At 63.4% G+C, this 20,357-nt stretch carries 23 protein-coding genes; 13 read left to right on the forward strand and 10 right to left on the reverse strand.

Features of this window, described 5'->3' with window-relative positions:
• The first annotated feature begins 14 nt into the window (after positions 1 to 14).
• The 7 genes from AC1DPX_RS27995 to AC1DPX_RS28025 all read left to right on the forward strand — a co-directional run bounded on the left by AC1DPX_RS27995 (position 15) and on the right by AC1DPX_RS28025 (position 4,041).
• Positions 15 to 1,373 carry an HD-GYP domain-containing protein gene (locus AC1DPX_RS27995; RefSeq protein WP_477240973.1) on the forward strand — a complete coding sequence of 453 codons (1,359 nt, stop codon included), beginning with the start codon at positions 15 to 17 and terminating at the stop codon, positions 1,371 to 1,373.
• Between the two features lie 204 nt (positions 1,374 to 1,577).
• On the forward strand, positions 1,578 to 1,787 hold the full coding sequence (locus AC1DPX_RS28000; RefSeq protein ID WP_010915421.1) for a cold-shock protein: 210 nt from the start codon (positions 1,578 to 1,580) through the stop codon (positions 1,785 to 1,787).
• 382 nt (positions 1,788 to 2,169) lie between these two features.
• A complete protein-coding gene (locus AC1DPX_RS28005; RefSeq protein WP_027046702.1) occupies positions 2,170 to 2,397 on the forward strand; it encodes a hypothetical protein in 228 nt (75 codons plus the stop codon).
• Complete coding sequence (locus AC1DPX_RS28010) at positions 2,397 to 2,804, forward strand: hypothetical protein (RefSeq protein WP_477240672.1); 408 nt, start codon at positions 2,397 to 2,399, stop codon at positions 2,802 to 2,804. Before AC1DPX_RS28005 ends, AC1DPX_RS28010 begins: the two co-directional genes overlap by 1 nt.
• Position 2,805: 1 nt before the next feature.
• Positions 2,806 to 2,970, forward strand: a complete 165-nt coding sequence (locus tag AC1DPX_RS28015; protein WP_477240674.1) for a hypothetical protein — start codon at positions 2,806 to 2,808, stop codon at positions 2,968 to 2,970.
• Between the two features lie 4 nt (positions 2,971 to 2,974).
• A complete protein-coding gene (locus AC1DPX_RS28020; RefSeq protein WP_477240676.1) occupies positions 2,975 to 3,358 on the forward strand; it encodes a YkgJ family cysteine cluster protein in 384 nt (127 codons plus the stop codon).
• Positions 3,359 to 3,429: 71 nt separating this feature from the next.
• Positions 3,430 to 4,041 carry a LysE family translocator gene (locus AC1DPX_RS28025; RefSeq protein WP_023766446.1) on the forward strand — a complete coding sequence of 204 codons (612 nt, stop codon included), beginning with the start codon at positions 3,430 to 3,432 and terminating at the stop codon, positions 4,039 to 4,041.
• Positions 4,042 to 4,055: 14 nt separating this feature from the next.
• On the opposite strand, the gene AC1DPX_RS28030 is transcribed toward AC1DPX_RS28025, so the two are convergent.
• The 3 genes from AC1DPX_RS28030 to AC1DPX_RS28040 are packed head-to-tail and all read right to left on the reverse strand — an operon-like array spanning position 4,056 to position 5,950.
• Positions 4,056 to 4,442, reverse strand: coding sequence for a nuclear transport factor 2 family protein (locus AC1DPX_RS28030; protein WP_202354918.1), 387 nt, complete (start codon positions 4,440 to 4,442; stop codon positions 4,056 to 4,058).
• A 15-nt stretch (positions 4,443 to 4,457) separates the two neighbouring features.
• Complete coding sequence (locus AC1DPX_RS28035; protein ID WP_202354917.1) at positions 4,458 to 4,907, reverse strand: OsmC family protein; 450 nt, start codon at positions 4,905 to 4,907, stop codon at positions 4,458 to 4,460.
• A 32-nt stretch (positions 4,908 to 4,939) separates the two neighbouring features.
• On the reverse strand, positions 4,940 to 5,950 hold the full coding sequence (locus tag AC1DPX_RS28040; RefSeq protein ID WP_477240678.1) for a zinc-dependent alcohol dehydrogenase family protein: 1,011 nt from the start codon (positions 5,948 to 5,950) through the stop codon (positions 4,940 to 4,942).
• Between the two features lie 98 nt (positions 5,951 to 6,048).
• Between AC1DPX_RS28040 and AC1DPX_RS28045 the strand changes: the two genes are divergently transcribed.
• The gene (locus tag AC1DPX_RS28045; protein ID WP_477240680.1) at positions 6,049 to 6,657 is read left to right on the forward strand and encodes a TetR/AcrR family transcriptional regulator; all 609 of its coding nucleotides are present in this window, start codon (positions 6,049 to 6,051) and stop codon (positions 6,655 to 6,657) included.
• Positions 6,658 to 6,659: 2 nt separating this feature from the next.
• On the opposite strand, the gene AC1DPX_RS28050 is transcribed toward AC1DPX_RS28045, so the two are convergent.
• From AC1DPX_RS28050 to AC1DPX_RS28075, 6 genes are all read right to left on the reverse strand, one after another.
• Positions 6,660 to 7,100, reverse strand: a complete 441-nt coding sequence (locus AC1DPX_RS28050; protein ID WP_244730413.1) for a TadE/TadG family type IV pilus assembly protein — start codon at positions 7,098 to 7,100, stop codon at positions 6,660 to 6,662.
• Entirely contained in the window at positions 7,097 to 7,702 is a 606-nt protein-coding gene (locus AC1DPX_RS28055) for a TadE/TadG family type IV pilus assembly protein (protein WP_477240682.1), read from the reverse strand. Before AC1DPX_RS28055 ends, AC1DPX_RS28050 begins: the two co-directional genes overlap by 4 nt.
• A complete protein-coding gene (locus AC1DPX_RS28060) occupies positions 7,699 to 9,777 on the reverse strand; it encodes a pilus assembly protein TadG-related protein (RefSeq protein ID WP_477240684.1) in 2,079 nt (692 codons plus the stop codon). The genes AC1DPX_RS28055 and AC1DPX_RS28060 overlap by 4 nt, the downstream gene beginning before the upstream one ends.
• Before the next feature lie 376 nt (positions 9,778 to 10,153).
• Positions 10,154 to 11,809: a chaperonin GroEL gene (gene groL / locus AC1DPX_RS28065; protein WP_202354914.1), complete on the reverse strand. Its 1,656-nt coding sequence runs from the start codon at positions 11,807 to 11,809 to the stop codon at positions 10,154 to 10,156.
• Between the two features lie 62 nt (positions 11,810 to 11,871).
• On the reverse strand, positions 11,872 to 12,168 hold the full coding sequence (groES, locus tag AC1DPX_RS28070) for a co-chaperone GroES (RefSeq protein WP_010915433.1): 297 nt from the start codon (positions 12,166 to 12,168) through the stop codon (positions 11,872 to 11,874).
• Between the two features lie 177 nt (positions 12,169 to 12,345).
• Positions 12,346 to 12,972, reverse strand: a complete 627-nt coding sequence (locus tag AC1DPX_RS28075; protein ID WP_202354913.1) for a TetR/AcrR family transcriptional regulator — start codon at positions 12,970 to 12,972, stop codon at positions 12,346 to 12,348.
• Between the two features lie 125 nt (positions 12,973 to 13,097).
• On the opposite strand from AC1DPX_RS28075, the gene AC1DPX_RS28080 reads away from it, so the two are divergent.
• The 4 genes from AC1DPX_RS28080 to AC1DPX_RS28095 all read left to right on the forward strand — a co-directional run bounded on the left by AC1DPX_RS28080 (position 13,098) and on the right by AC1DPX_RS28095 (position 17,782).
• Entirely contained in the window at positions 13,098 to 14,282 is a 1,185-nt protein-coding gene (locus tag AC1DPX_RS28080) for an MFS transporter (protein WP_477240686.1), read from the forward strand.
• Between the two features lie 67 nt (positions 14,283 to 14,349).
• Entirely contained in the window at positions 14,350 to 15,627 is a 1,278-nt protein-coding gene (locus AC1DPX_RS28085) for a D-arabinono-1,4-lactone oxidase (protein ID WP_202354911.1), read from the forward strand.
• Positions 15,624 to 16,769, forward strand: coding sequence for an alanine racemase (locus AC1DPX_RS28090; protein ID WP_477240688.1), 1,146 nt, complete (start codon positions 15,624 to 15,626; stop codon positions 16,767 to 16,769). Before AC1DPX_RS28085 ends, AC1DPX_RS28090 begins: the two co-directional genes overlap by 4 nt.
• 62 nt (positions 16,770 to 16,831) lie before the next feature.
• On the forward strand, positions 16,832 to 17,782 hold the full coding sequence (locus tag AC1DPX_RS28095) for a bifunctional helix-turn-helix transcriptional regulator/GNAT family N-acetyltransferase (protein ID WP_477240690.1): 951 nt from the start codon (positions 16,832 to 16,834) through the stop codon (positions 17,780 to 17,782).
• Between the two features lie 6 nt (positions 17,783 to 17,788).
• Here AC1DPX_RS28095 and AC1DPX_RS28100 read toward each other — a convergent pair whose 3' ends face one another.
• Complete coding sequence (locus AC1DPX_RS28100; protein ID WP_202354908.1) at positions 17,789 to 18,622, reverse strand: AraC family transcriptional regulator; 834 nt, start codon at positions 18,620 to 18,622, stop codon at positions 17,789 to 17,791.
• A gap of 149 nt (positions 18,623 to 18,771) precedes the next feature.
• Between AC1DPX_RS28100 and AC1DPX_RS28105 the strand changes: the two genes are divergently transcribed.
• Positions 18,772 to 20,265, forward strand: a complete 1,494-nt coding sequence (locus AC1DPX_RS28105) for a winged helix-turn-helix domain-containing tetratricopeptide repeat protein (RefSeq protein WP_477240692.1) — start codon at positions 18,772 to 18,774, stop codon at positions 20,263 to 20,265.
• Positions 20,266 to 20,357 lie beyond the last annotated feature (92 nt).

Genomic DNA, 20,357 nt, shown 5'->3' on the forward strand with positions numbered 1-20,357 from the left:
TCAGGGGTGGCAACATGACGGATGTCGAGAAGGAGGGCGTCGGGCTCTCCGAACTGGTCAGCGCTCTGAGCTATGCGCTCGACATCAGCGAAGGCCATCCAACAGGGCACTGCGTCCGCGCCTGCTGGATCGGCTTTCATATTGGCCGGGAGATCGGCCTGTCGCAGATAGAGCTTTCAAATCTCTACTATACGCTTCTGCTCAAGGATGTCGGTTGCAGCAGCAATGCGGCGCGCATCTGCAGCCTCTATCTCGCAGATGACATCGCCTTGAAACACGATTTCCATCTCGTCAATGACAGTCTGCCGCAGATCCTGCGCTTCGTGCTGTCGCGCACCGGTATGAAGGCGAAGCTTGCCGAGCGGTTCCGCGCATTGCTCAATGTCGCCATGAACGGTGGCACAATCGCCAACGAGCTCTTCCAGACCCGTTGCCAGACCGGCGCCGAGATTGTCAGGCAAATGCGATTCCCGGAGCCTGTGGCGAGAGGCGTCATGGATCTTGACGAGCATTGGAACGGGCAGGGGCAGCCGGCTCGTCTGGCCGGTGAAGCGATATCGCCTCTTGCGCGCATCGCGCTTGTCGCCCAGATCGCTGACGTCTTCTACGCCAGTGCCGGTGCCGAGGGAGCGATCGCAGAGTTGCGCGCACGTTCCGGTACCTGGTTCGAACCGCGACTTGTCGCGGCGTGTGAAAGGGCGGCTGGCGCACCGGGATTCTGGGCGATGCTCGATTCGCCCGAGCTTGCGATTGCGGTGATCGAATTGTCACCCGGGGACGAGCGCCTGCCGATCAACGATGACTATCTGGATGACGTCGCCGCTGCCTTTGCCAAGGTGGTCGACGCCAAATCGCCTTTCACCAACGGCCACAGCGAACGCGTCGCCCTGTTCACCGATCTGATTGCCGAAGGACTTGGGCTGGATGACCAACGTCGGCGGCGGCTGAAACGTGCCGCCTTGCTGCATGACATAGGCAAGCTTGGCGTTTCCAACCAGATCCTGGATAAAGCCGGCAAGCTTGATGACGCTGAATGGACGGCCGTGCGCCATCATCCCGCGCTTGGCGAGATCATCTTGTCGCGGATCGGTGCGTTCCGCGAGCTCTCGCGTATCGCCGGCGCGCATCACGAAAGGCTCGACGGCAAGGGCTATCCGCGCGGCGTCGGGGCGGATGCGATTGACCTCGATACACGCATCGTCACCACGGCCGATATCTTCGATGCGCTGACGGCGGAGCGTCCGTATCGCGCGGCGATGCCCGTGTCGAAAGCCTTCGAGATCATGGCTAACGATATCGGCACGGCCATCGATCCGGTTTGCTTTGAGGCGCTCCAGCGTGCCGTCCTGCAACTGGATCGGATGGCGGCTTGAACGAATGCAGCTGCCCGTTTGCGTAGAATTTGACATCGTCGCGAAATGCCTCTACAAGAACTCTGTCGATATTTGTTTGACTGACTTTTGTTATCCGCGCTTTCAAGCGCGTCTTTGACGAACTTCCCACATCAAAAATCGAGACAAAAATCGTTGTGCATTCGCACCGCGATTAACGAATATTTGCCATGGAAAGGGTTCGTCATGAGCACCGGCACAGTTAAATGGTTCAACGCCACCAAAGGTTTTGGTTTTATTCAGCCTGACGACGGTTCGGCCGACGTTTTCGTCCACATCTCGGCCGTAGAGCGCGCCGGCATGCGTGACATCGTCGAGGGCCAGAAGCTCGGCTACGAGATGGTCCGCGACAACAAGTCCGGCAAGATGTCGGCCGACCAGTTGAAGGCGGCCTGAAGAAAGAATTCAGCCCTCCCGGTGACCACGGATGTACTGGCACCGGTGAAGGGCGAATTCTGGCGCATGGCTATGGAGACCTGAGTTTCCAAAGCACATCATGCGCATGAGAGGAGCGTTTCCTGCGCATGCCTGTGCATCCTTCTGGATGCCACTGGATGCGCGGTGCTCCCCAGGGAAGGTCAGGCGGTGCCTGGCCTTTTTCATTTTACGCTTGCTGCCGCCGAAAATGCGCTGCGCATCGGACCGAACGTGCTAAGGGACGCCTCAGCAATTTGAATCCGCCGCCGTATTGCCCCGATGCCGTGTTGCTTTGTGCGTGGTCTTGACCGAAGAGCCGGTCTTGCCCCAACGGCACCAGGCTCCTGACAGGAGAAAGACTTTGACCGCCCATTCGAAGACCGCCGCCGATCCGGCGGTGTCGCTGTTCAGCAAGACGCAGACCCAGTCGATGTCGCTCAACCGCATCCTATCCGAGCGCGACGCCGTCAGCGAGGCGCGGGAAGCCAAGACCGCCCGCTTGCGCGAACTGCGCCTGGAAAAGGAAGCCGAAGAGATGGCGGCGGCCGCCGCACTTGCCGCACAGCCGAAACGAGCCGGAAAACGCTGATGGCCACCAAGCGTGTACCGCCAACGCCGATCGCCTCCGATGCGACCATCGCCGACATGGTCGAGACCCTCGACAAGCCGGTCGAATATGTCCGGCGCGTGCTGGAAAAACTCGAACGCTGCAAGCGCGCCCATGGCGATGCCCAGGTGCGCGTCGGCGTGCGCGGCCGTGCCGAAGCCCCGAACTACCTGATCGAATATGTCCGAGAGGACAAGAAGACCCTGGAGCGGGTGACCTACCAGGACGCCGCCTACAGCGGCAGCACGCATCGCGAGCTGGCGCCGCATCACATCGCGGAAGCCAGGAACTGGTCGCCCGAGGAAATGAACATCACGGCGGTTTCGGCGTTGATCGGCCGCTTGCGCAATCCGCGCGCCCCATCATCGCGTTTCGCCGACGAGGACTGACATGGCCATTAAATTCTCCGCCAAGGACCAGCCGGCAGCACCGGCTCCTGCCGCAAAGCCCGCCAAGCCGGCGGCCGCGAAGGCCAGCGAAGCTGCCGACCCCGCGACCGATCTGTTCAAGTCATCGGCCGAAGCGCCGGCGCGCAAGACAGGCAAGAAGAAATAGCGCCTTGCCGCAAAACGCCGATCGCAATCCTGCCGCACCGGGGCTGCTTGCCCTGGTCGCTGCCGCAGACCTTTCGCCGTCGCGATACGAAACCGCTCCGCTTTTCGACTGCCAGAGCTGCGGCGCGTGCTGTTCCTATTCGGCCGAATGGCCACGCTTCTCCACCGAGGATGACGCGCAACTCGACCGCATCCCTGAAAAATATATAGCCCTCGACCTGTCCGGCATGCGCTGCGAGGGCGTGCGCTGTTCGGCCCTGACCGGCGAAGTCGGCAAAGCGACGGCTTGCGGCATTTACGACGTCCGACCGGACGTCTGCCGTGCCTGCATGCCTGGCGATGCCGAGTGTCTGATGGCGCGCCGGGAGCACGCATTGCCGACGTCCTAGAATTGTGGGCTGCTTGACGCAGCTTCCTTGCTGGCTACGCTGCGTCAGGGCTGGGCCGTGGAGGAACCATCGTGAGCATCGAATTTCTGTTGACGTCGCTGATCGTCGTGGCCTCGCCCGGCACTGGCGTTCTCTACACGCTGAGCGCCGGACTTTCGCGCGGTGCGCGGGCCTCGATCATTGCCGCCTTCGGCTGCACGCTCGGCATCATCCCGCATATGGCGGCCGCCATCACCGGCCTTGCCGCATTGCTGCACACCAGCGCGGTCGCCTTCGAGACGCTGAAATATCTCGGCGTCGCCTATCTGCTCTACATGGCCTGGAACACGCTGAAGGAGAAGGGCGGCCTCAGCGTCGAGGACAATGTCGCGCCGCGCTCAGCCGGCAAGGTGATTGCCACCGGCATCCTCGTCAACGTGCTCAACCCGAAACTGTCGATCTTCTTCTTCGCCTTCCTGCCGCAATTTGTCAGCACCACCGAGCCCAATGCGCTGTCGAAGATGCTGGAACTGAGCTCCGTCTTCATGCTTTTGACCTTCGTGGTTTTCGTCGGCTACGGCATCTTCGCCGCTTCGATCCGCAGCCATGTCGTGTCGCGGCCGATGGTGCTGACCTGGATGCGCCGAACCTTCGCCGGTGCGTTTGTCATGCTCGGCGCCAAGCTGGCCTTGGCTGATCGGTAGCGGCGACCGGCCACCTATCCCTTCACATAGCCCATTGCCTCGACGATGCGTCCGTCCTGGACACGCATCAGATTGACGCCGCGTACGGAGTTGCCGTCGGCCATCCAGTAGCGCCAGCGGATGGTCGCCCGGTCGCCGGCGACAAAGGTCTCCTCGAGGTCGAAGCGCGTGCCCGGCTGAGTGGCGATCGCCGACCACAGCTCGACGCAGGCTTCCCGCCCGGCATGACAGGCGCCATCAGGCGCCGGCGCGGTGTTTTCGATGACGCACTCTTCGGCAATCAGGTCGGGGAGTGCGGACGGGTCGTGCAACTGAAACACATCGTTGAAGCGTCGCATGATCTCGGCCGTCTGTCCGGAGCGGTCGTCCGGATGGAGGATGATGGTGCTGTCCTGTTTCATCTCGTTCTCCTGATGTCAGTGTGCCGTGGTGGTGGTCGCGAGGAGCTCGGCCTTGAGCGTGATGGAGGCCACGCCGGCCAGGGCGCGCGAAACGAGGCATGTCGTTTTTGCCCGCTCGGCGAGGTTCTGGAATTCGTCCGGAGAAAGCCCCGGAATCTCGGCTTGCGTCTCAAGCTCGATGCGGGTGATCGTCGGCCCCGCGGCGGTTGCGCCCAGATGCACCTTGGCAACGGTGCTGATGCTTGTCGGTATATGATGGGCTATGCCCAGTATGGCGCTGAGCGCCATCGAGAAGCAGCCGGCATGCGCCGCGGCGATCAGCTCTTCCGGGTTGGTGCCTGGACCGCTCTCGAAACGCGACGGGAAGGAATAGGCGCCTTCGAAGACGCCGCTGCCGAGCTTCACCCGGCCAGAACCCTCTTTCAGCGTCCCTTGCCACTTGGCCGAGGCTTCGCGAATGGTCATTGTCGTTCTCCCCTGGTTTGAGATCTGATGGGTCAGGCGCCGTCGACGACCACCTTCCCGAACACGTCGCCCTGCTGGAAATAGCGATAGGCATCGCGGGCCTCGGTGAATGCAAAGACCTTGTCGATGACGGGCCGCAGGCGGTGCTGCGAAACTGCGCGCAGCATGGCTTCGAGATTGCTCCGGCTGCCGACGAAGAGGCGACTGATGGTGGCGAGGCTGCGCTGGTAGAGTGCCGCAGGCAGCTGGATCGATCCGCCTTTCGCATCCTGCAGGGTGAGCAGCACGATGTGTCCGTAAAGCGTGCTGGCGATCAACGACTGCGCGAAGGTCGCCGGGCCACCGGTCTCGACGACGAGATCGACGCCGCCGGTCTGGTCGCGGACGGCCGCGCCCCATTCGGGCATATCAGCCGTCGAGATCACCAGGTCGGCGCCCAGCGCCCGCAGCCTGTCGGCTTTCTCTCCACGCGAGGTGACGGCGGCGACGCGGCAGCCGAGCAGCTTGGCGAACTGCAGTGCAAAGAGCGAGACGCCGCCCGAACCGATGACCAGAACCCATTGGCCTGGCTTTGGAATTCCGGCACCCGTCACCGCATTCCAGGCGGTCACGCCGGCGCAGCTCAGCGTCGCCGCCTCATGCCATTCGAGATGATCGGGCAGGCGCGTCGCCCATTGTTCGTCGAGAACCGCGTACTCCACCAGCATGCCGTCCAGCGTGCAGCCGAGTTGGTCGATGAGCCCGGCGTTGATGCGGCCGTCGATCCAGCGTGCGAAATAGCTGCCGGTGACACGGTCACCAACGGCGAAGCGGGTGACGGCCTCGCCGATGGCGACAACGTCTCCAGCTCCGTCGCTCAATGGAACGACGCTCTGGCGCGGCGGCAGCGGATAGGTGCCGTTGAGGATCATCGTATCGCGGCGGTTGAGCGAGGCGGCGCGGACGCGCACCACGATCTCATGTGGTTTCGGCCGAGGCTCCGGCTCGTCGCGCATCACCAGGCATTCGGTCCCGCCCGACCCGTCAAGACGATAGCTGTGCATGTCGTTGCCTCCGATATGTAGACTGATCTACATATTATGTAGACCGATTGTCATATTCGACACAAGCCCTATAATGATCGCTGCTGACAGAGGTTGACATGGCGAACGACACCCGCACCCGCATACTCGACACGACCGCGCTGCTGCTCCGGCAGCGCGGCTATCACGGCACCTCGCTCAACGACATATTGAGTGCCAGCGGCGCGCCGCGCGGTTCGCTCTACTTCCATTTTCCGGGCGGCAAGGACCAACTGGTGATCGAGGTGACGCGTGACAGCGTTGCCGGGGTGACGGCGAGGCTGGGCGAAACGCTGGCCGCCGAAAGGGATCCGGCTGTGGCCGTCCATCATATCTACCAGGCGGTAGGGCGCATGCTGGAAGACAACCAGTTTTCGCTGGGCTGTCCGATCGCGCCCGTCGTGCTGGACTCACCAACCGACGTGCCGGAGCTGGCGGATTTGTGCCGATCGGCCTTCGAGCAGTGGATAGGCCTGTTGCGTGACGCCTTCGTCAGGGCCGGGGTGCCCGAGCGCCGCGCCCACGCTCTGGCGCTGCTGGTCGAGTCGTCGCTGGAAGGGCTGATGGTGATCGCCCGCGCCACCCGAGACCGCGCCCCGCTACAGGCGGTGGCGGACGAGGTCGCGGCGCTGATCGAAGCCGCGGTGCTTGCGGGCGAGGTACGGCAACGCGCACAGGCCGGTGTCTGAAGTCAAGCCCCCTGGTTCGGGAAGCAGGCGCTGGCGCTGAGGTTCGGACCATTCGCCAGCGACGTCAGGAAGGCCGGCAGCACGGTCGTGAATGTGTAGGAAACCCGGACGCTCGAAAAGCCGGACAAGCCCGAGCAGGTGGTGTTGTTGCTGACGGTGATGTTGGCGTTGCTGAGGACGATGCCGTCGGTGGCCGCCCTGCTGCTGATATAGCTGATGGCGCTGGCGGCGTTGTAGACGCCGTTCTGCGTACATCCACTCTGCAGCACGCCGACGCAACGCGCCCCTGCCGCGGCGATTTCATTCAGAACATGCTGGGCCCAGTACATGCGGCCGAACTCGAACGTGCCCATCAGCACCATCAGCAGCGGCACCGACAGCATCGCGAACTCTACGGCGTTGGCACCGGATCTGTCGCGCAGGAAGGATCGGCGACGGCTCATTGCGGTTGTACCACTGCCTTGATGGTGATGTTGCCGTTGCTGACGATGCCGAAGCCGCCGAAAAGCGGCGTATAGGGCTTGCTAGCCGTGATCGTCACGAATTTTCCCGCAATGCCGCCACCGCTGCAGATGCTGCCGCATGCCATCGGGGCGCTCCATGCCACGGCCCCGGAACTGCCTGGGCAGTAGCAGAGATCGGCATTGGCGGCCGTGCCGCTTTGGGTGGCCGTGGACGTGGTGGCGTTGTAGGCAAGTGCCGCACCGTTGTTGACGACGACCTGGATGCTGCCGCCATTGCCGCTCAGGCCGCTGGTGACCACCGTCGCAATGTTGCCGGCCAGCGCGCCGCCGCCGGCGGCATTGACCTTGTCGCCATTGAGCAGCGCATAGTTCGAGCCGGCCGAGACCGCCGAACTCAATTCGAACTTGGCCTTCAGCGAGCCGCCTATGTCGACGGTTCCGGCCAGGATGACCAGCAGCACGGGGCTGACCAGAGCGAACTCGACCGCTGACACGCCGGCTTTCTGGCGCCGCAGGAAGTCCGTGAGCGCGAAACGCCAGCTGGCCGACAGGCGACGGTCGGGGCGTAAGTGCTTTCTCATTGCACGAGGCTCACCTTGCTGCTGCCGCCGGCACTCGAGGCAGCGATGCATTCCGATGCGGCCGTGGTGCCGCCCGACAGCGTGATGCGTGAGCCGATCATCTGCAGGCACTTGCTCGGGTCGGTGTTCGATCCCAGCACGCTCGAGCCGCCATTCATGATGATCGGGCCGTAGGGAAAATAGAATGCGCCCGATATCTGGGCGTTGGAGCCGCCTTCGGCGAAGGTCGCGCCGCCAGTGTTGGAACTGCCGGTGGGGCCGATCACCGCCAGCTTCGCCGTCGCTCCCGACTGCGGTGCCGTGAGCACGATGTTGCTGTAGCCGGCGGCCACGCAGAAGACATAGCCGTTGCAGCTTCCCGAACTGGATTTGGTCTTGCCCGACAGAACAAGCGTCACATTGGTGCCGCTGACGCTGATCGTGCTGCCGTTGCAGTTGGCGCTGCCGCCGCCATTGCCGCCCAGCGCGAAATAGCCGTCCACGGTGTAGACGCCGGCGCCGAGCAGGATGGCGCCCGAGCCGATGAAGTTGCCGGCGATATCATGCTGCGCGGCGACCGGCACCACAAAGCAGCTGCCGCCGCCGCCGCCATTCACATTGCCGACGACCTGAAAAACACTGTTGGCGCCGGTCGCGTCGGCCATGATCGTCGTTGAACCGCCGCCCAACGTGATGGCGTCGCCATTGCTGCCGGGGCCGATCTTGTAGGAATTGGTCGTGCCGGAGCCGAAGGTGAGCGTCGAGCCGCCGGTGTTGGTATAGCCGCCGGGGAGCTCAAAAATGCTCGGTCCGCCAAAGGTCAAGGTGGAGGTGTTGCAGAGGCTGACCTGCCCCGAGCCGTTGCAGGCGTTGTCGCTGCGGCCGATCTTGAACGTGCCGGCGCCGAAGGTCGTGGTGCCGCCACCTCCGGTGGTCAGCCCTTTGGTGAAGTTGAACGTGCCGGCGCCAAAGGTCGTTGTTCCGGCTGTGGTCACCTGCTGACCGAAATTGTAGGTGCCGGCCCCGAACGTGGTGGTTCCCGCCGTGGTGAGGGTCTTGGCTAAGTTGTAGGTGCCTGGCCCGAAATTGGTGGTGGCACTGGTCGTGAGGTCGCCGGTGATATTGTAGACGGTCGTTGCCGCGCCGCTTGTGGCGAAGTTGAGGTTGATGCCGCCGCCGATGGTGATGGTCCCAAGATTGACCTTGGTTTTGCTGCCGCAGTCCAGCGTCCAGGTGTATGACGACGATGCCCAACTGGCGGTGCAGCCGAGTGCGTTCGCCTGGCTCTGAGTGGGGCCTTGGTTCCAGCCGAAATCGATGTCTTTGCCGTTGGGAGTGGTCGGCGCTGTTGGCGCGGCTGTCGTCGAAAGCGCGGCCACTGTCGCAATGCGGGCCACTGCGGCCGCGACCGCGGCGTTGCCGGCCAGCGGGTCGGGGGTCGATTTCTTGGTGATCACCGCTGCGGCCCCGCCTGGGCCGGTGATGCCGTTGCAAGGTTGGCTCGGGGCGGCGGCGGAATTGTAGTTGACGCCGAGCGCCGAAATGCTGGTGCCGCAGGGGACGGTCACCGTGTTGTTGGATGAAACTGTGCACTTCTGCGCCGTGATCGAGGTGCCGCCGCTCAGCGTCAGGCCGGTCTGCGTGCCGTCGAGCGCCAGCATGCAGCCGGGTGTCTGCGGCTGCGCGCCGAGCTCGGCCACCGAATTGGCATAGATCTGCAATTGCTGGCGATTGTCGAGGACGCGTGCCAGGAACAGCGTACGGTAGGTGTTGATCGACACCGAAACGGCGTTGACGCCGGTCGTTTTCGGGGACGCAACCAGGCTGACCTGTACATTGGCGGCGGGAACCCCGTTGAGCACCGCGACGCCGACGGCGGTGGCCGTCATCTGCGAAGTGGACTTGTTCACATTATAGGCGAGGGCGCCCGCATAGGCCGACAGGTCGGCCACGCGCTGATTGTCGGCCCGCTCGACCAGCGCCGCGCCATATTCGGTCACCAGCGCGGCCATGCCGATCAGGACCGGCATCACCAGTGCCGAGATGATCAGCACGTTGCCGTCGCGGTTCCGCAAAAATCGCCGGAAAAACTGCATCGATGGTCACCAGACACGCCACACGCTGGAGCAACTTCGCCGTGCTCTCGCCCTTTAGTAACCGCGAATGTGTTAAAAAATATTGTCTGACAAATTTACGCAATATCGCCAAAGTGCAATCGAAGTTGCTGATTTTGCTGGGAAAATTCTCATGAAGAGGAACTGCCCGATCGGGTGGAGCAGAGCCGATGGCCGCCATTGTCGCAGGAAACCAAGGGCAAGGCGGTGTGGTTAGGGCAAGACAACGAAAAAGGGCGCCGTGCGGCGCCCTTTCCGTAAGCTTAGCTGGATTGGCTGAATTAGAAATCCATGCCGCCACTCAAGCCCGCTTACGGACTTGAGCCATGTTGGTTCATGGGCGTGCTTTATGGACTTCTTAGAAGTCCATGCCGCCCATGCCGCCCATGCCGCCACCGCCCATGCCGCCGGGCATGCCGCCGCCAGCCGACTCCTTCTTCGGAGCCTCCGCGATCATGGCTTCGGTGGTGACCAGCAGGCCGGCGACCGAGGCCGCGTCCTGGAGAGCCGTGCGCACAACCTTGACCGGATCGACGATACCCATGGCGATCATGTCGCCATATTCGCCGGTCTGGGCGTTGTAGCCGAAGGTCGCGCCCTTGTTCTCAAGGATCTTGCCGGCAACGATCGAAGCTTCCGCACCGGCGTTCGAGGCGATCTGGCGGGCCGGAGCCTGCAGCGCACGACGCACGATGTTGATGCCAGCAGCCTGGTCGGCATTGGCGCCGGTGGCCTTGATGTTGGCCGAAGCGCGCAGCAGGGCCACGCCACCGCCGGCAACGATGCCTTCTTCCACGGCCGCGCGGGTCGCGTTCAGGGCGTCGTCAACGCGGTCCTTCTTTTCCTTGACTTCGACTTCCGTCGCACCGCCGACGCGGATCACCGCAACGCCGCCCGCGAGCTTCGCGAGACGTTCCTGCAGCTTCTCCTTGTCGTAGTCCGAAGTGGTCTCTTCGATCTGCTGCTTGATCTGGGCAACGCGGCCCTGGATCTCGGCCTTCTTGCCGGCGCCGTCGACGATGGTGGTGTTCTCCTTGGAGATCGACACCTTCTTGGCGCGGCCGAGCATGTTGAGGCCGACATTCTCGAGCTTGATGCCGAGGTCTTCCGAAATGACCTGGCCACCGGTGAGGATGGCGATGTCTTCCAGCATGGCCTTGCGGCGATCACCGAAGCCCGGCGCCTTGACGGCGGCGATCTTCAGGCCGCCACGCAGCTTGTTGACGACCAGCGTGGCCAGGGCCTCGCCTTCGACGTCTTCCGAGATGATGAGCAGCGGCTTCGAGGTCTGCACGACAGCTTCGAGAACCGGCAGCATGGCCTGCAGGTTGGAGAGCTTCTTCTCGTGGAGCAGGATGTAGGCGTCCTCGAGATCGGCAACCATCTTGTCGGCGTTGGTGACGAAGTAGGGCGAGAGATAGCCGCGGTCGAACTGCATGCCTTCGACGACTTCGAGTTCGGTCTCGGCGGTCTTGGCTTCCTCGACGGTGATGACGCCTTCGTTGCCGACCTTCTGCATCGCTTCCGCGATCATCTTGCCGACCGACTCGTCGCCATTGGCCGAGATCGTGCCGACCTGGGCAACTTCCTCGGAGGTCTTGATCTTCTTGGCAGCCTTGCCGAGAGCCGTGACGACTTCGGTGACGGCGAGGTCGATGCCGCGCTTCAGGTCCATCGGGTTCATGCCGGCGGCAACCGCCTTGTGGCCTTCCTGGACGATCGACTGAGCCAGAACGGTCGCGGTCGTGGTGCCGTCGCCGGCGATGTCGTTGGTCTTCGAAGCAACTTCGCGGACCATCTGCGCGCCCATGTTCTCGAACTTGTCCTCAAGCTCGATTTCCTTGGCGACGGTGACGCCGTCCTTGGTGATGCGCGGTGCGCCGAACGACTTGTCGATGACGACGTTGCGGCCCTTGGGGCCGAGCGTGACCTTCACCGCGTCGGCGAGGATGTTGACGCCGCGCAGCATGCGCTCACGGGCATCACGAGAGAATTTTACGTCTTTAGCAGCCATTTTTAGCTCCTGGCAGGGGCTTGGGATAAAGCCCGGAATTCAGTTGACGGTGAGGCCGATGATCAGCCGATGATGCCCATGATGTCGGATTCCTTCATGATCAGAAGGTCCTCGCCATTGAGCTTGACTTCGGTGCCCGACCACTTGCCGAACAGGATGCGGTCGCCAGCCTTGACGTCCAGGGGGACCAGCTTGCCGCTTTCGTCGCGCGCGCCGGAGCCGACGGCGATGATCTCGCCTTCCTGCGGCTTTTCCTTCGCCGTATCCGGGATGATGATCCCGCCGGCGGTCTTGGATTCGGATTCGACCCGGCGAACGACCACGCGGTCATGAAGCGGGCGGAACTTCGACTTTGCCATTTTTTCTTCCTCGAATGAGAACGGTGAGAAACAGTTCCTCCGTCCGGCGAAGCCGGACACATAGTTAGCACTCACCAATGGCGAGTGCTAACGTGGCGCTGAAATAGGCCGCCGACCCGTGAGAGTCAAGGCGCTCGGCAGCCGCGAAAGGCGGTAATTTTTTCCACGGATTGCGGCTTAGAGAAACAACCGCAGCTGTGTGTGGATGATCGACCGGTAATCCTCGATGGTCCGACGGCTTTCCGCTTCGCCTTCCGCGAGCGCCAGGCGCACCACGCCGCCGGCGAGCTGGAAGATCAACAGAACCATGCGTTCGAACTGCTCATGCTTGCCCGGCTCGATCAAGGCGGTGACATGGTCGCAGAACATCCTGGCCTGATACCGGGTTTCGGCGATGTCGAGATTTTTCAACGCCTTGTCGGCCTGGATGGCGTTCTGCAGATCCTGGATGGCGGGATCGCCGGCGACGCGGCCGAGGTAGTCGTCAAGCAGCCGGTCGGCGGCGGCGATCACGTCCCTGGCTTCGCGGACATCGGCGAGGATATCGGTCAATCGCGCGCGGCTCACCTCCGAAAACCGCTCGTAAAGCATCGCCAGGATCGCCGACTTGTTGGGGAAGTAGTGATAGACGGTGGCGATCGGTCCGCCCGCCAGCGCGCCGACTTCCTTCATGGTGACGGCATCGATGCCCTTTTCGCCGATCAGCCGCATGGTCGTCGACAGGATGGCGTCGATGCGCTCGCGGCTGCGCTCCTGCTTGGGCTTGCGCCTCGGTTCGGTCGCTGTTCGCCTTGCTTGTGTCATGCACCGGTCTTTCGCACGAATTGCCAAATTCTGGTTGACAAAAAATCTGATCAAGTATCAGTTTCCGAAATGCTGACAGGTTGTCAGCTTTTTTGCCGTGCGGCAAGGGACGTTGGGAGGCGGCTTTGGCATCTGGTGACGCGCAGGCCGGAAGCGGCGACTGGCTGGTCGGCAACCCGACCGGCGGGCAGCTTGCCTCGGCGCTGTGGATCGGGTCGGTCGGCCTGCTCATTCTCGGCCTGCAGCCCGTCCTGCTCGGCGCGCTCTACACGGAGGGCCATGTCAGCGGCGACGAACTGGCGCTGGTCGCCACCGCCGAGATGATCGCCATCGCCATCGGTTCGGCGATCGTCGCGATGCTGCTGTCGGCCCGCAACATGCGCTGGAAAAGTGCGGTGCTGCTGCTCCTGCTGGCGCTGGCGAATGTCTGGACGGCCTATGCCGGCGGCGCCAATCCGCTGATGGAGGCACGCGCCCTGGCGGGGCTTGCCGAAGGCGGACTGGTTGCCGTCGCCACCGAATTGATCGCCCGTTCGCGGCGGGCCGAACGCATCGGCGGCTTCTTCGTCACCATGCAGACCCTGGCGCAATGCGCGCTGGCCCTGCTTCTGGCGCTCTATGTCATCCCGGCCGCCGGATCGGCTGGCGGCTTCCTCATTCTCGCGGTCGTCTGTGTCCTGTCGCTCGTCGTCGCCTTCGTCGTCCCTGCTGACTATGCCGACCTGCCCAAGGACGAGAACCTGGCCAATGTGCTGACGGTTCCCTCGATCACCGCGCTGTCGTGCGTCTTCTGCTATTTCATGTTCTTCGGCTCGGTCTGGGCGTTTCTGGAACCGCTTGGCGCCCAGTTCGGCATTGATGGCCGCACCGTCGGCCTGATTGTCTCGGCGAGCCTCGCGGTGCAAGTCACGGGCGCGATGACGGCGACCGTGTTCGAAGCGCGCATTGATTACCGCATTGCCATCGCAGTCATTGGCGCCGTCGCGTTGGTCGCCTCGCTCGTCCTGGCCAGCGGACCGGCCCTCGCCACCTTCTGGGTCGCCGCCCTGGTCATGGGTTTTATCCTCCTGTTCATCGTGCCTTACCAGATCCGGCTGGCGATCACGGCCGATGAGACGCGCACCGCCGTGCTCCTGGTGCCGGCCGCGCAGCTCTTCGGCCTGGCGATCGGGCCGGTCGCGGCATCACTGCTCATCGACGGCAAGGATTTCCGCCCGGTTCCGGAATTCGCCGCCGGCAGCGCCCTGGCCAGTGTGCTGTTGCTCGGCCTGTTCATCCTTGTGGCGCGGCGTCGCCGCGCCAGCGCATGATCCCGAAGAATGGAAGCTGGTTTTCGGAAGAGATCATGGTCCAACAAAGAGCCTGACGGGAGGTAACATGTCCAACTGGAGCAACTGGTCCGGCTATGTCACCGCTGAGCCCCGGCTGATCGCCAGCCCCGCCGATGCCGGCGAGATCGGCGATCTGGTTCGCACCGCGCCGGGCCCCATCCGCGTGGTCGGCGCTGGCCATTCCTTCACACCGCTGGTGAAGTCGCAAGGCACGATCCTGTCCCTGGACAGGGTTGAGGGGCTTGTCTCGCATGACGCGCAAAAGCATCGGGCGCGCGTGCGGGCAGGGACGCGGCTTGGTTCGCTCATGCACATCCTGCAAGGCATCGGCCAGGGCCTGCCCAATATGGGCGACATTGACCGCCAGGCGATCGGCGGCGCGCTGGGAACCGCCACCCACGGTTCGGGACCGACGCTCGGCGCCTATCACACGCAATTGGAGACGGTGCAGATCGTTGACGGGCTTGGCAAGGTCCGCGACTTCACCAGGGCAGGGGACCAGGACACGATCCACGCCATCGGCGTAGCGCTCGGTGCCTTCGGTATCCTGAGCGAGGTGACGCTGAACAACATCGCGACCTATCGGTTGCGCCGCCGCAAATGGGTGCTGCCGATCGCCGACATGCTGCGCGACTTCGAGAAGATGATGACCGCGCACCGCTCTGCCGAATTCTACTACATTCCGTTTTCCGGTTATGCGCAGTTCATCGCCAGCGATTTCAGCACCGAGGCGACCACCGCTCGCCCGACCGAGGATGACGAGGGCTCGTTGCGCACGCTGCGCCGCTTGCGCACCGGGCTTGCCTGGCTGCCGTCGCTGCGCCGCCGGCTGATCCTCGGCGCGGTCGCCAAAGTGCCGTCCGAGGACTATGTGCAGGATTGGCTCAACGTCTATGCCAGCGACCGCCAGACCAAATTCAACGAGATGGAATATCACCTTCCCTTCGAGGAAGGGCCGAAGGCATTGGCCGAAATCATCGAGCTGACCGAAAAGCGCTTTCCGGAAGTCTATTTTCCAATGGAAGTGCGCAGCGTCGCGCCCGACCAGTTCTGGCTCTCGCCCTTCTACAACAGGCCAAGCTGCTCGATCGCCATCCACCATGACGCAGCGAGCGATCCGCTGCCCTTCATGCGAGCCGCCGAGCCGATCTTGCGCAGATATGGCGGCAGGCCGCATTGGGGCAAGATGCACAGCCTGAAAGCGGCGGACTTCAAGAAGCTCTATCCGCGCTGGGACGATGCGATGGCGGTGCGCCGCGACATCGATCCGCAAAACCGCTTCGTCTCGCCCTACATGGCTGGACTGTTCGGCATCGAACCATGAGCGCCTATTTTTCCTCGCTCTCGGATGCACTGAAGCAAGCCGGTATCCTCCAGCCCTGTCTGCTACTCGACCTCGACCGGCTGGACGCCAACATTGCTCTGGTCAAAACCAGGCTTGACCCGAACCTTGCCGTGCGACTGGTCGACAAGTCGCTCGCTTGCCTGCCGCTGCTTGCACATATCGGCAAGGCGCTCGGAACCGGTCGCTTCATGACCTTCCATCCGCCGATCAGTGAGGCGGTGCTGAAGGCGTTTCCAAATGCGGATCTGCTTTACGGCAAGCCGATGCCGGTCAGCGCGGCAAGGGCGGCACTGGTGAAGGGTGACGCCGACTGGTCGCGCGTCTGCTGGCTGATCGACAGCGACGAAAGACTGGCGGAATACGGCATTCTCGCTGCCGAACTCGATAGCCAGCTGCGCATCGCCTTCGAGATCGATGTCGGGCTGCATCGCGGCGGCTTCGCCAGCCCCGGGGCCCTGTCGAAAGCGTTGCGCGCGCTGCCGGCTCATAAAGGGCTGCGCTGCGAAGGCGTCATGGCCTATGAGGCGCATGCGCCGCACATTCCAGGCCTGTTCGGCGGCCCGGCCAAGGCACTAGCGCAGGCTTCGGAGCGGGCCGCCGCTTTCGTCGCGTGCCTCGGCCCGGACCAACGCCGCATCCTGAACATTGGCGGCAGCAAGACCGCGCTGCTGCATCACGGTGGTGCCGCCAATGAAGTGTCGATGGGTTCGGCTTTCGTGCTGCCCAGCGATTTCGACACAGCGGGCCTCGATGGTTTCAAGCCAGCCGCCTTCATCGCGACGCCGATCCTGAAGGTGGTCGAACCGATGCTGCCGGGCCCGCCGGCCGTTTCTCGCCTGCTGCAGGCGCTTGGCCGGTTCCCACGCAAGGGCTGCTATCTCTATGGCGGCAAATGGATGGCCGAGCCTGTCTTTCCCCTGGGCATGAAGACGGACGGCTTGCTCGGCCTGTCTTCCAACCAGCAATTCATGGGTCTGCCCGCCGATGCCGTCGCCAGGCCCGGCGATTACGCGTTCCTGCGGCCGACACAGAGCGAGGCCGTGCTGCAGCAATTCGGGCCGATCGCGGTGCTTTCCCAGGGCAGGATCGTTGATCGCTGGCCGGTGTTGCCGATGATGTGATCGAGTCACATAGTTGACTCCGTCAAGTAAATGGATGATCCTGTGAAAGGCAGGAGATACCCATGACGATTCACCATCAGCCCGGCAACGAAGCGCCCAACAAGCATCTGATCGATGCGGTGCGGGCGTTCAATCGCTTCTACACCCGCCAGATCGGCCTGCTTGACGAAGGGTTGCTGAAAAGCGCCTTCTCGCTGACCGAGGCGCGCGTGCTTTACGAGCTGGCGCACCGCGACGGCCTGACAGCGACCGACCTCGGGCGCGATCTCGGTCTCGACGCCGGCTATGTCAGCCGTTTGTTGAAGAAGTTCGAACGTGATGACCTGATCTCCAGGTCGACTCTGGTTTCGGACGCCAGGCAATCCTCGATCGCGCTGACGCCGGCGGGCAGGAATGCCTTCGCGCCGCTCAACAAGGATTCTCACGATCAGGTCGCGGCGCTGCTCGATCGGCTGCCTACATCCGAGCAGGACCGGCTCGTGAAGTCCATGCGCACGGTCCAGGCACTGCTCGACGAAAGCGCCGAGCCGAAAATCCCTTATCTGCTGCGGCCGCTGCAGATCGGCGACATCGGCTGGATCACCCGCCGACAGGGGATGCTCTACGCGCAGGATTATGGCTGGGACGAAACCTACGAGGCACTGGTCGCCGAAATCCTCAGCGAGTTCGTTAAATCCTTCGACCCGAAATGGGAGTGCAGCTGGATCGCCGAGCGCGATGGCGAGGTTGTCGGTTCGGTCTTCGTCGTGCGCAAGTCGCCCGAGGTGGCGAAGCTCAGGTTGCTTTATGTCGAGCCTTCGGCCCGCGGCCTTGGCATCGGCGCGCGCCTTGTCGACGAATGCATCGCCTTCGCGCGAGCCAAGGGTTACAAGACGCTGACGCTTTGGACCAACGACATACTGGGCTCGGCCCGTCGCATCTACCAGGCGGCCGGCTTCAGGCTGATCGATGAAGAGCGCCACCATTCCTTCGGCAAGGATCTGGTCGGTCAGACCTGGGATTTGAAATTGTAGTGCCGATTAACCCTTGACCGGTATCCAGATCTCCAGCCCGCCATTGCCGCTTCGCGGATCGAACTCCGGGCCGTAGCGTTCGAATTCCGGCGCGTCCGCTATTTCGTGCCCTGAGGCCGGCAGCCATTTGTTCCAGATCGTGTTGACCGTGCGGCGGATGGTCGAGATGTGCTCGCGATGCGAAAACACCGCATATTTCTGCGCGGGTACCCGAACGCGGCTGAACTCTCGGGGAAGGTCGGAAAAGTCTGAGACCTCGACGCCGGCGATGTAGTCGAAATTGCCGGCATCGTCGCCGTTGACGCAGACGCCATAGGCGACGTCGCCGGTCTCGCCCGGAATGTTGCCGATATACGGGCCAAAGCGCTGCCACTGCATCGGAATGGCGGCGCTGGTTTCGCAACTGTAGCGTTCGCCCAGCCCCGCGATCAGGAACGGCCGGCTGGTCTCGAAGCGCGGCGGCTCGAGGTTGGTGAGAAAGGACTGGTCCATCAGGATAGGCTCCACGAGGTCGAGCGTGTTGGTCGAGCCTTGCGCGCGCACCAGCTCCGGCGTGGTGCCGAACTGGTCGCGGAAAGCCCGGGTGAAGGCCTCATGCGAGTTGTAGCCGGCCTCGAGCGCAACCGAGAGGATGTCGGGCGCCCCTTCGGCCAGCCTGCGCGCCGCCTCGCTCAAGCGCCGCGCGCGCATATAGCCCATGACGGAGCGGCCGGTGGCGGCGCCGAAGGCGCGCGTCACATGAAAGCGCGACACGCCGCTGCTTGCCGCGACGTCGTCCAGCGAGATCGCCTCCGGCAGATGGCTTTCGACAAACCACAGCGCTTTCTCGGTCGGGTTCATGGTTCCTCGCATTGGCGCGCCGACATTACTGACCGTGTCGACGGCCAGTTTGATCGAAATTGCGCATTGGGCAATAATGCATGTGTCCGTGCCGCGTCGACGTGGGAATTGATGCGGCATGATCCCATGCCCGGGGAAGGGGTGTCCCGATGACTGCCGCGGTTGCCGACCAGGTGTTCCGGTTTGGCGGGTTCACACTCGACCTTGCCATGGGCACGCTGCGTGACGTCAACGAGCCGCTGTTCCTGCGCCCCAAGGCCTATGCGCTGCTCTCGCACCTTGCCCGCAACATGGGCCGGGTCGTGCCGAAGTCGGAGCTGATGGATGCCGTCTGGCCGGGCGTCTATGTCACCGAGGATTCGCTGACGCAGTCGGTGCGCGAAATCCGCAAGGTGTTGGGCGGCGAGATGGTGCGCACGGTCTCCAAGCGCGGCTATATGCTGGCGGCCGGGATGGAAGCCGCGCCGAAGATCGGCGCCCAGCCGATCGTGGCGGTGGTGCGCTTCCGCAACGAGAGCGGGGACCCGGTCGACGAGGCCATGGTCGACGGTTTCGCCGAGGATCTCATCAACGGCGTCGCTCGCTTCGGCACGGTCACCGTGCTGGCGCGCAACTCAAGTTTTTCTTTCGGCTCCTATGGCCGCGCCGAGTGGCCGCAGATCCGTGCCCGTATCGGTGCCGACTATCTGGTTGAGGGCTCGCTGCGCCGGCAGGGCGAGCATGTCGTCGTGGCCGTCAGCCTCATCGACATCGCCACCGCCAGCCAGCTCTGGGGCGACCGCTACCAGTCGCAGGGCGATGGCCTGTTCGCGATCGAGCGTCAGATCGTCGAGCAGATCGTCAGCCGGTTGGTCACGAGGGTCGCCAATGCCGGGCTGGAACAGGCCTCACGCAAGCCGATAACCAGCCTTGCCGCCTACGAGCTTCTGCTGCGTGGCTTTGCGATGTTGCGCGATCCCGCACAGACCGACCAGCGCAGCGCGGAAATCCTGTTCGAGGCGGCCATCGCCAAGGACCCGAACTACGGCCTGGCCTATACCTATCTTGCCCTGGTGCGGGCTTTGGACGGAGAGTTCGGACGTGCCAGCGATGCGGTGTTGGAAAATGCGCGCGACCTTGCCGACAAGGGCCTCGCTCTGTCGCCGGACCAGCCGACCGGTCACCGCGTGCAGTCGCTGATCCGCCTCTATATGCGCGACCACGAAGCGGCGGAACATCATTTGCGCATCGCGCTGCAGCTCAACCCCTACGATGCCGACAGCATCGGGCAGATGGGCATGCTGCTGACCATGCGCGGCCGGCCGCTCGAGGCGCTCGACTGGCTGGCGCGCGGCATCCGCATCGATCCCTTGCACCCGCACTGGTACCAGTTCGACCGGGCACTCGCGCTCTATATGATGGGGGAATACCGGCAGGCGGCGGAAGCGCTGGAGCTGGCGACGCGCCCGGCGCCGTGGATCCGCACAAGGCTGGCGGCCTGCTATGCGCAGATGGGCGACATGGAGAAGGCGCGGCGGCAGATCGTCCTCATCGAGGAGGGCGATCCGTTTTTACCGATCGACTATGCGCTGCGCGGCGTTCCGTTCGAGAACAAGGCCGATGCGGAGCATCTCGCCGAAGGCGTCAGACTCGCCCTTGGCTAGTGCATGTCGCTCAGCATCGAAAACAAAGATCCAAAGCGCTTCTATGTAGCGGCCCTGATTGACATCGTTGCCTGACTGTGTATGTAACGTTA

The sequence above is a fragment of the Mesorhizobium sp. 01N446 genome, from assembly GCF_056399285.1.

Coding starts and splice junctions, on each gene's coding strand:
- AC1DPX_RS28055 (WP_477240682.1), bottom strand. CDS start 7,702: ATGAGAAAGCACTTACGCCCCGACCGTCGCCTGTCGGCCAGCTGGCGT.
- AC1DPX_RS28040 (WP_477240678.1), bottom strand. CDS start 5,950: ATGCACAGCTATCGTCTTGACGGGTCGGGCGGGACCGAATGCCTGGTG.
- AC1DPX_RS28010 (WP_477240672.1), top strand. CDS start 2,397: ATGGCCACCAAGCGTGTACCGCCAACGCCGATCGCCTCCGATGCGACC.
- AC1DPX_RS28015 (WP_477240674.1), top strand. CDS start 2,806: ATGGCCATTAAATTCTCCGCCAAGGACCAGCCGGCAGCACCGGCTCCT.
- AC1DPX_RS28075 (WP_202354913.1), bottom strand. CDS start 12,972: ATGACACAAGCAAGGCGAACAGCGACCGAACCGAGGCGCAAGCCCAAG.
- AC1DPX_RS28035 (WP_202354917.1), bottom strand. CDS start 4,907: ATGACCATTCGCGAAGCCTCGGCCAAGTGGCAAGGGACGCTGAAAGAG.
- AC1DPX_RS27995 (WP_477240973.1), top strand. CDS start 15: ATGACGGATGTCGAGAAGGAGGGCGTCGGGCTCTCCGAACTGGTCAGC.
- AC1DPX_RS28000 (WP_010915421.1), top strand. CDS start 1,578: ATGAGCACCGGCACAGTTAAATGGTTCAACGCCACCAAAGGTTTTGGT.
- AC1DPX_RS28100 (WP_202354908.1), bottom strand. CDS start 18,622: ATGAACCCGACCGAGAAAGCGCTGTGGTTTGTCGAAAGCCATCTGCCG.
- AC1DPX_RS28090 (WP_477240688.1), top strand. CDS start 15,624: ATGAGCGCCTATTTTTCCTCGCTCTCGGATGCACTGAAGCAAGCCGGT.
- AC1DPX_RS28105 (WP_477240692.1), top strand. CDS start 18,772: ATGACTGCCGCGGTTGCCGACCAGGTGTTCCGGTTTGGCGGGTTCACA.
- AC1DPX_RS28045 (WP_477240680.1), top strand. CDS start 6,049: ATGGCGAACGACACCCGCACCCGCATACTCGACACGACCGCGCTGCTG.
- AC1DPX_RS28030 (WP_202354918.1), bottom strand. CDS start 4,442: ATGAAACAGGACAGCACCATCATCCTCCATCCGGACGACCGCTCCGGA.
- AC1DPX_RS28060 (WP_477240684.1), bottom strand. CDS start 9,777: ATGCAGTTTTTCCGGCGATTTTTGCGGAACCGCGACGGCAACGTGCTG.
- AC1DPX_RS28095 (WP_477240690.1), top strand. CDS start 16,832: ATGACGATTCACCATCAGCCCGGCAACGAAGCGCCCAACAAGCATCTG.
- groL (WP_202354914.1), bottom strand. CDS start 11,809: ATGGCTGCTAAAGACGTAAAATTCTCTCGTGATGCCCGTGAGCGCATG.
- AC1DPX_RS28085 (WP_202354911.1), top strand. CDS start 14,350: ATGTCCAACTGGAGCAACTGGTCCGGCTATGTCACCGCTGAGCCCCGG.
- groES (WP_010915433.1), bottom strand. CDS start 12,168: ATGGCAAAGTCGAAGTTCCGCCCGCTTCATGACCGCGTGGTCGTTCGC.
- AC1DPX_RS28050 (WP_244730413.1), bottom strand. CDS start 7,100: ATGAGCCGTCGCCGATCCTTCCTGCGCGACAGATCCGGTGCCAACGCC.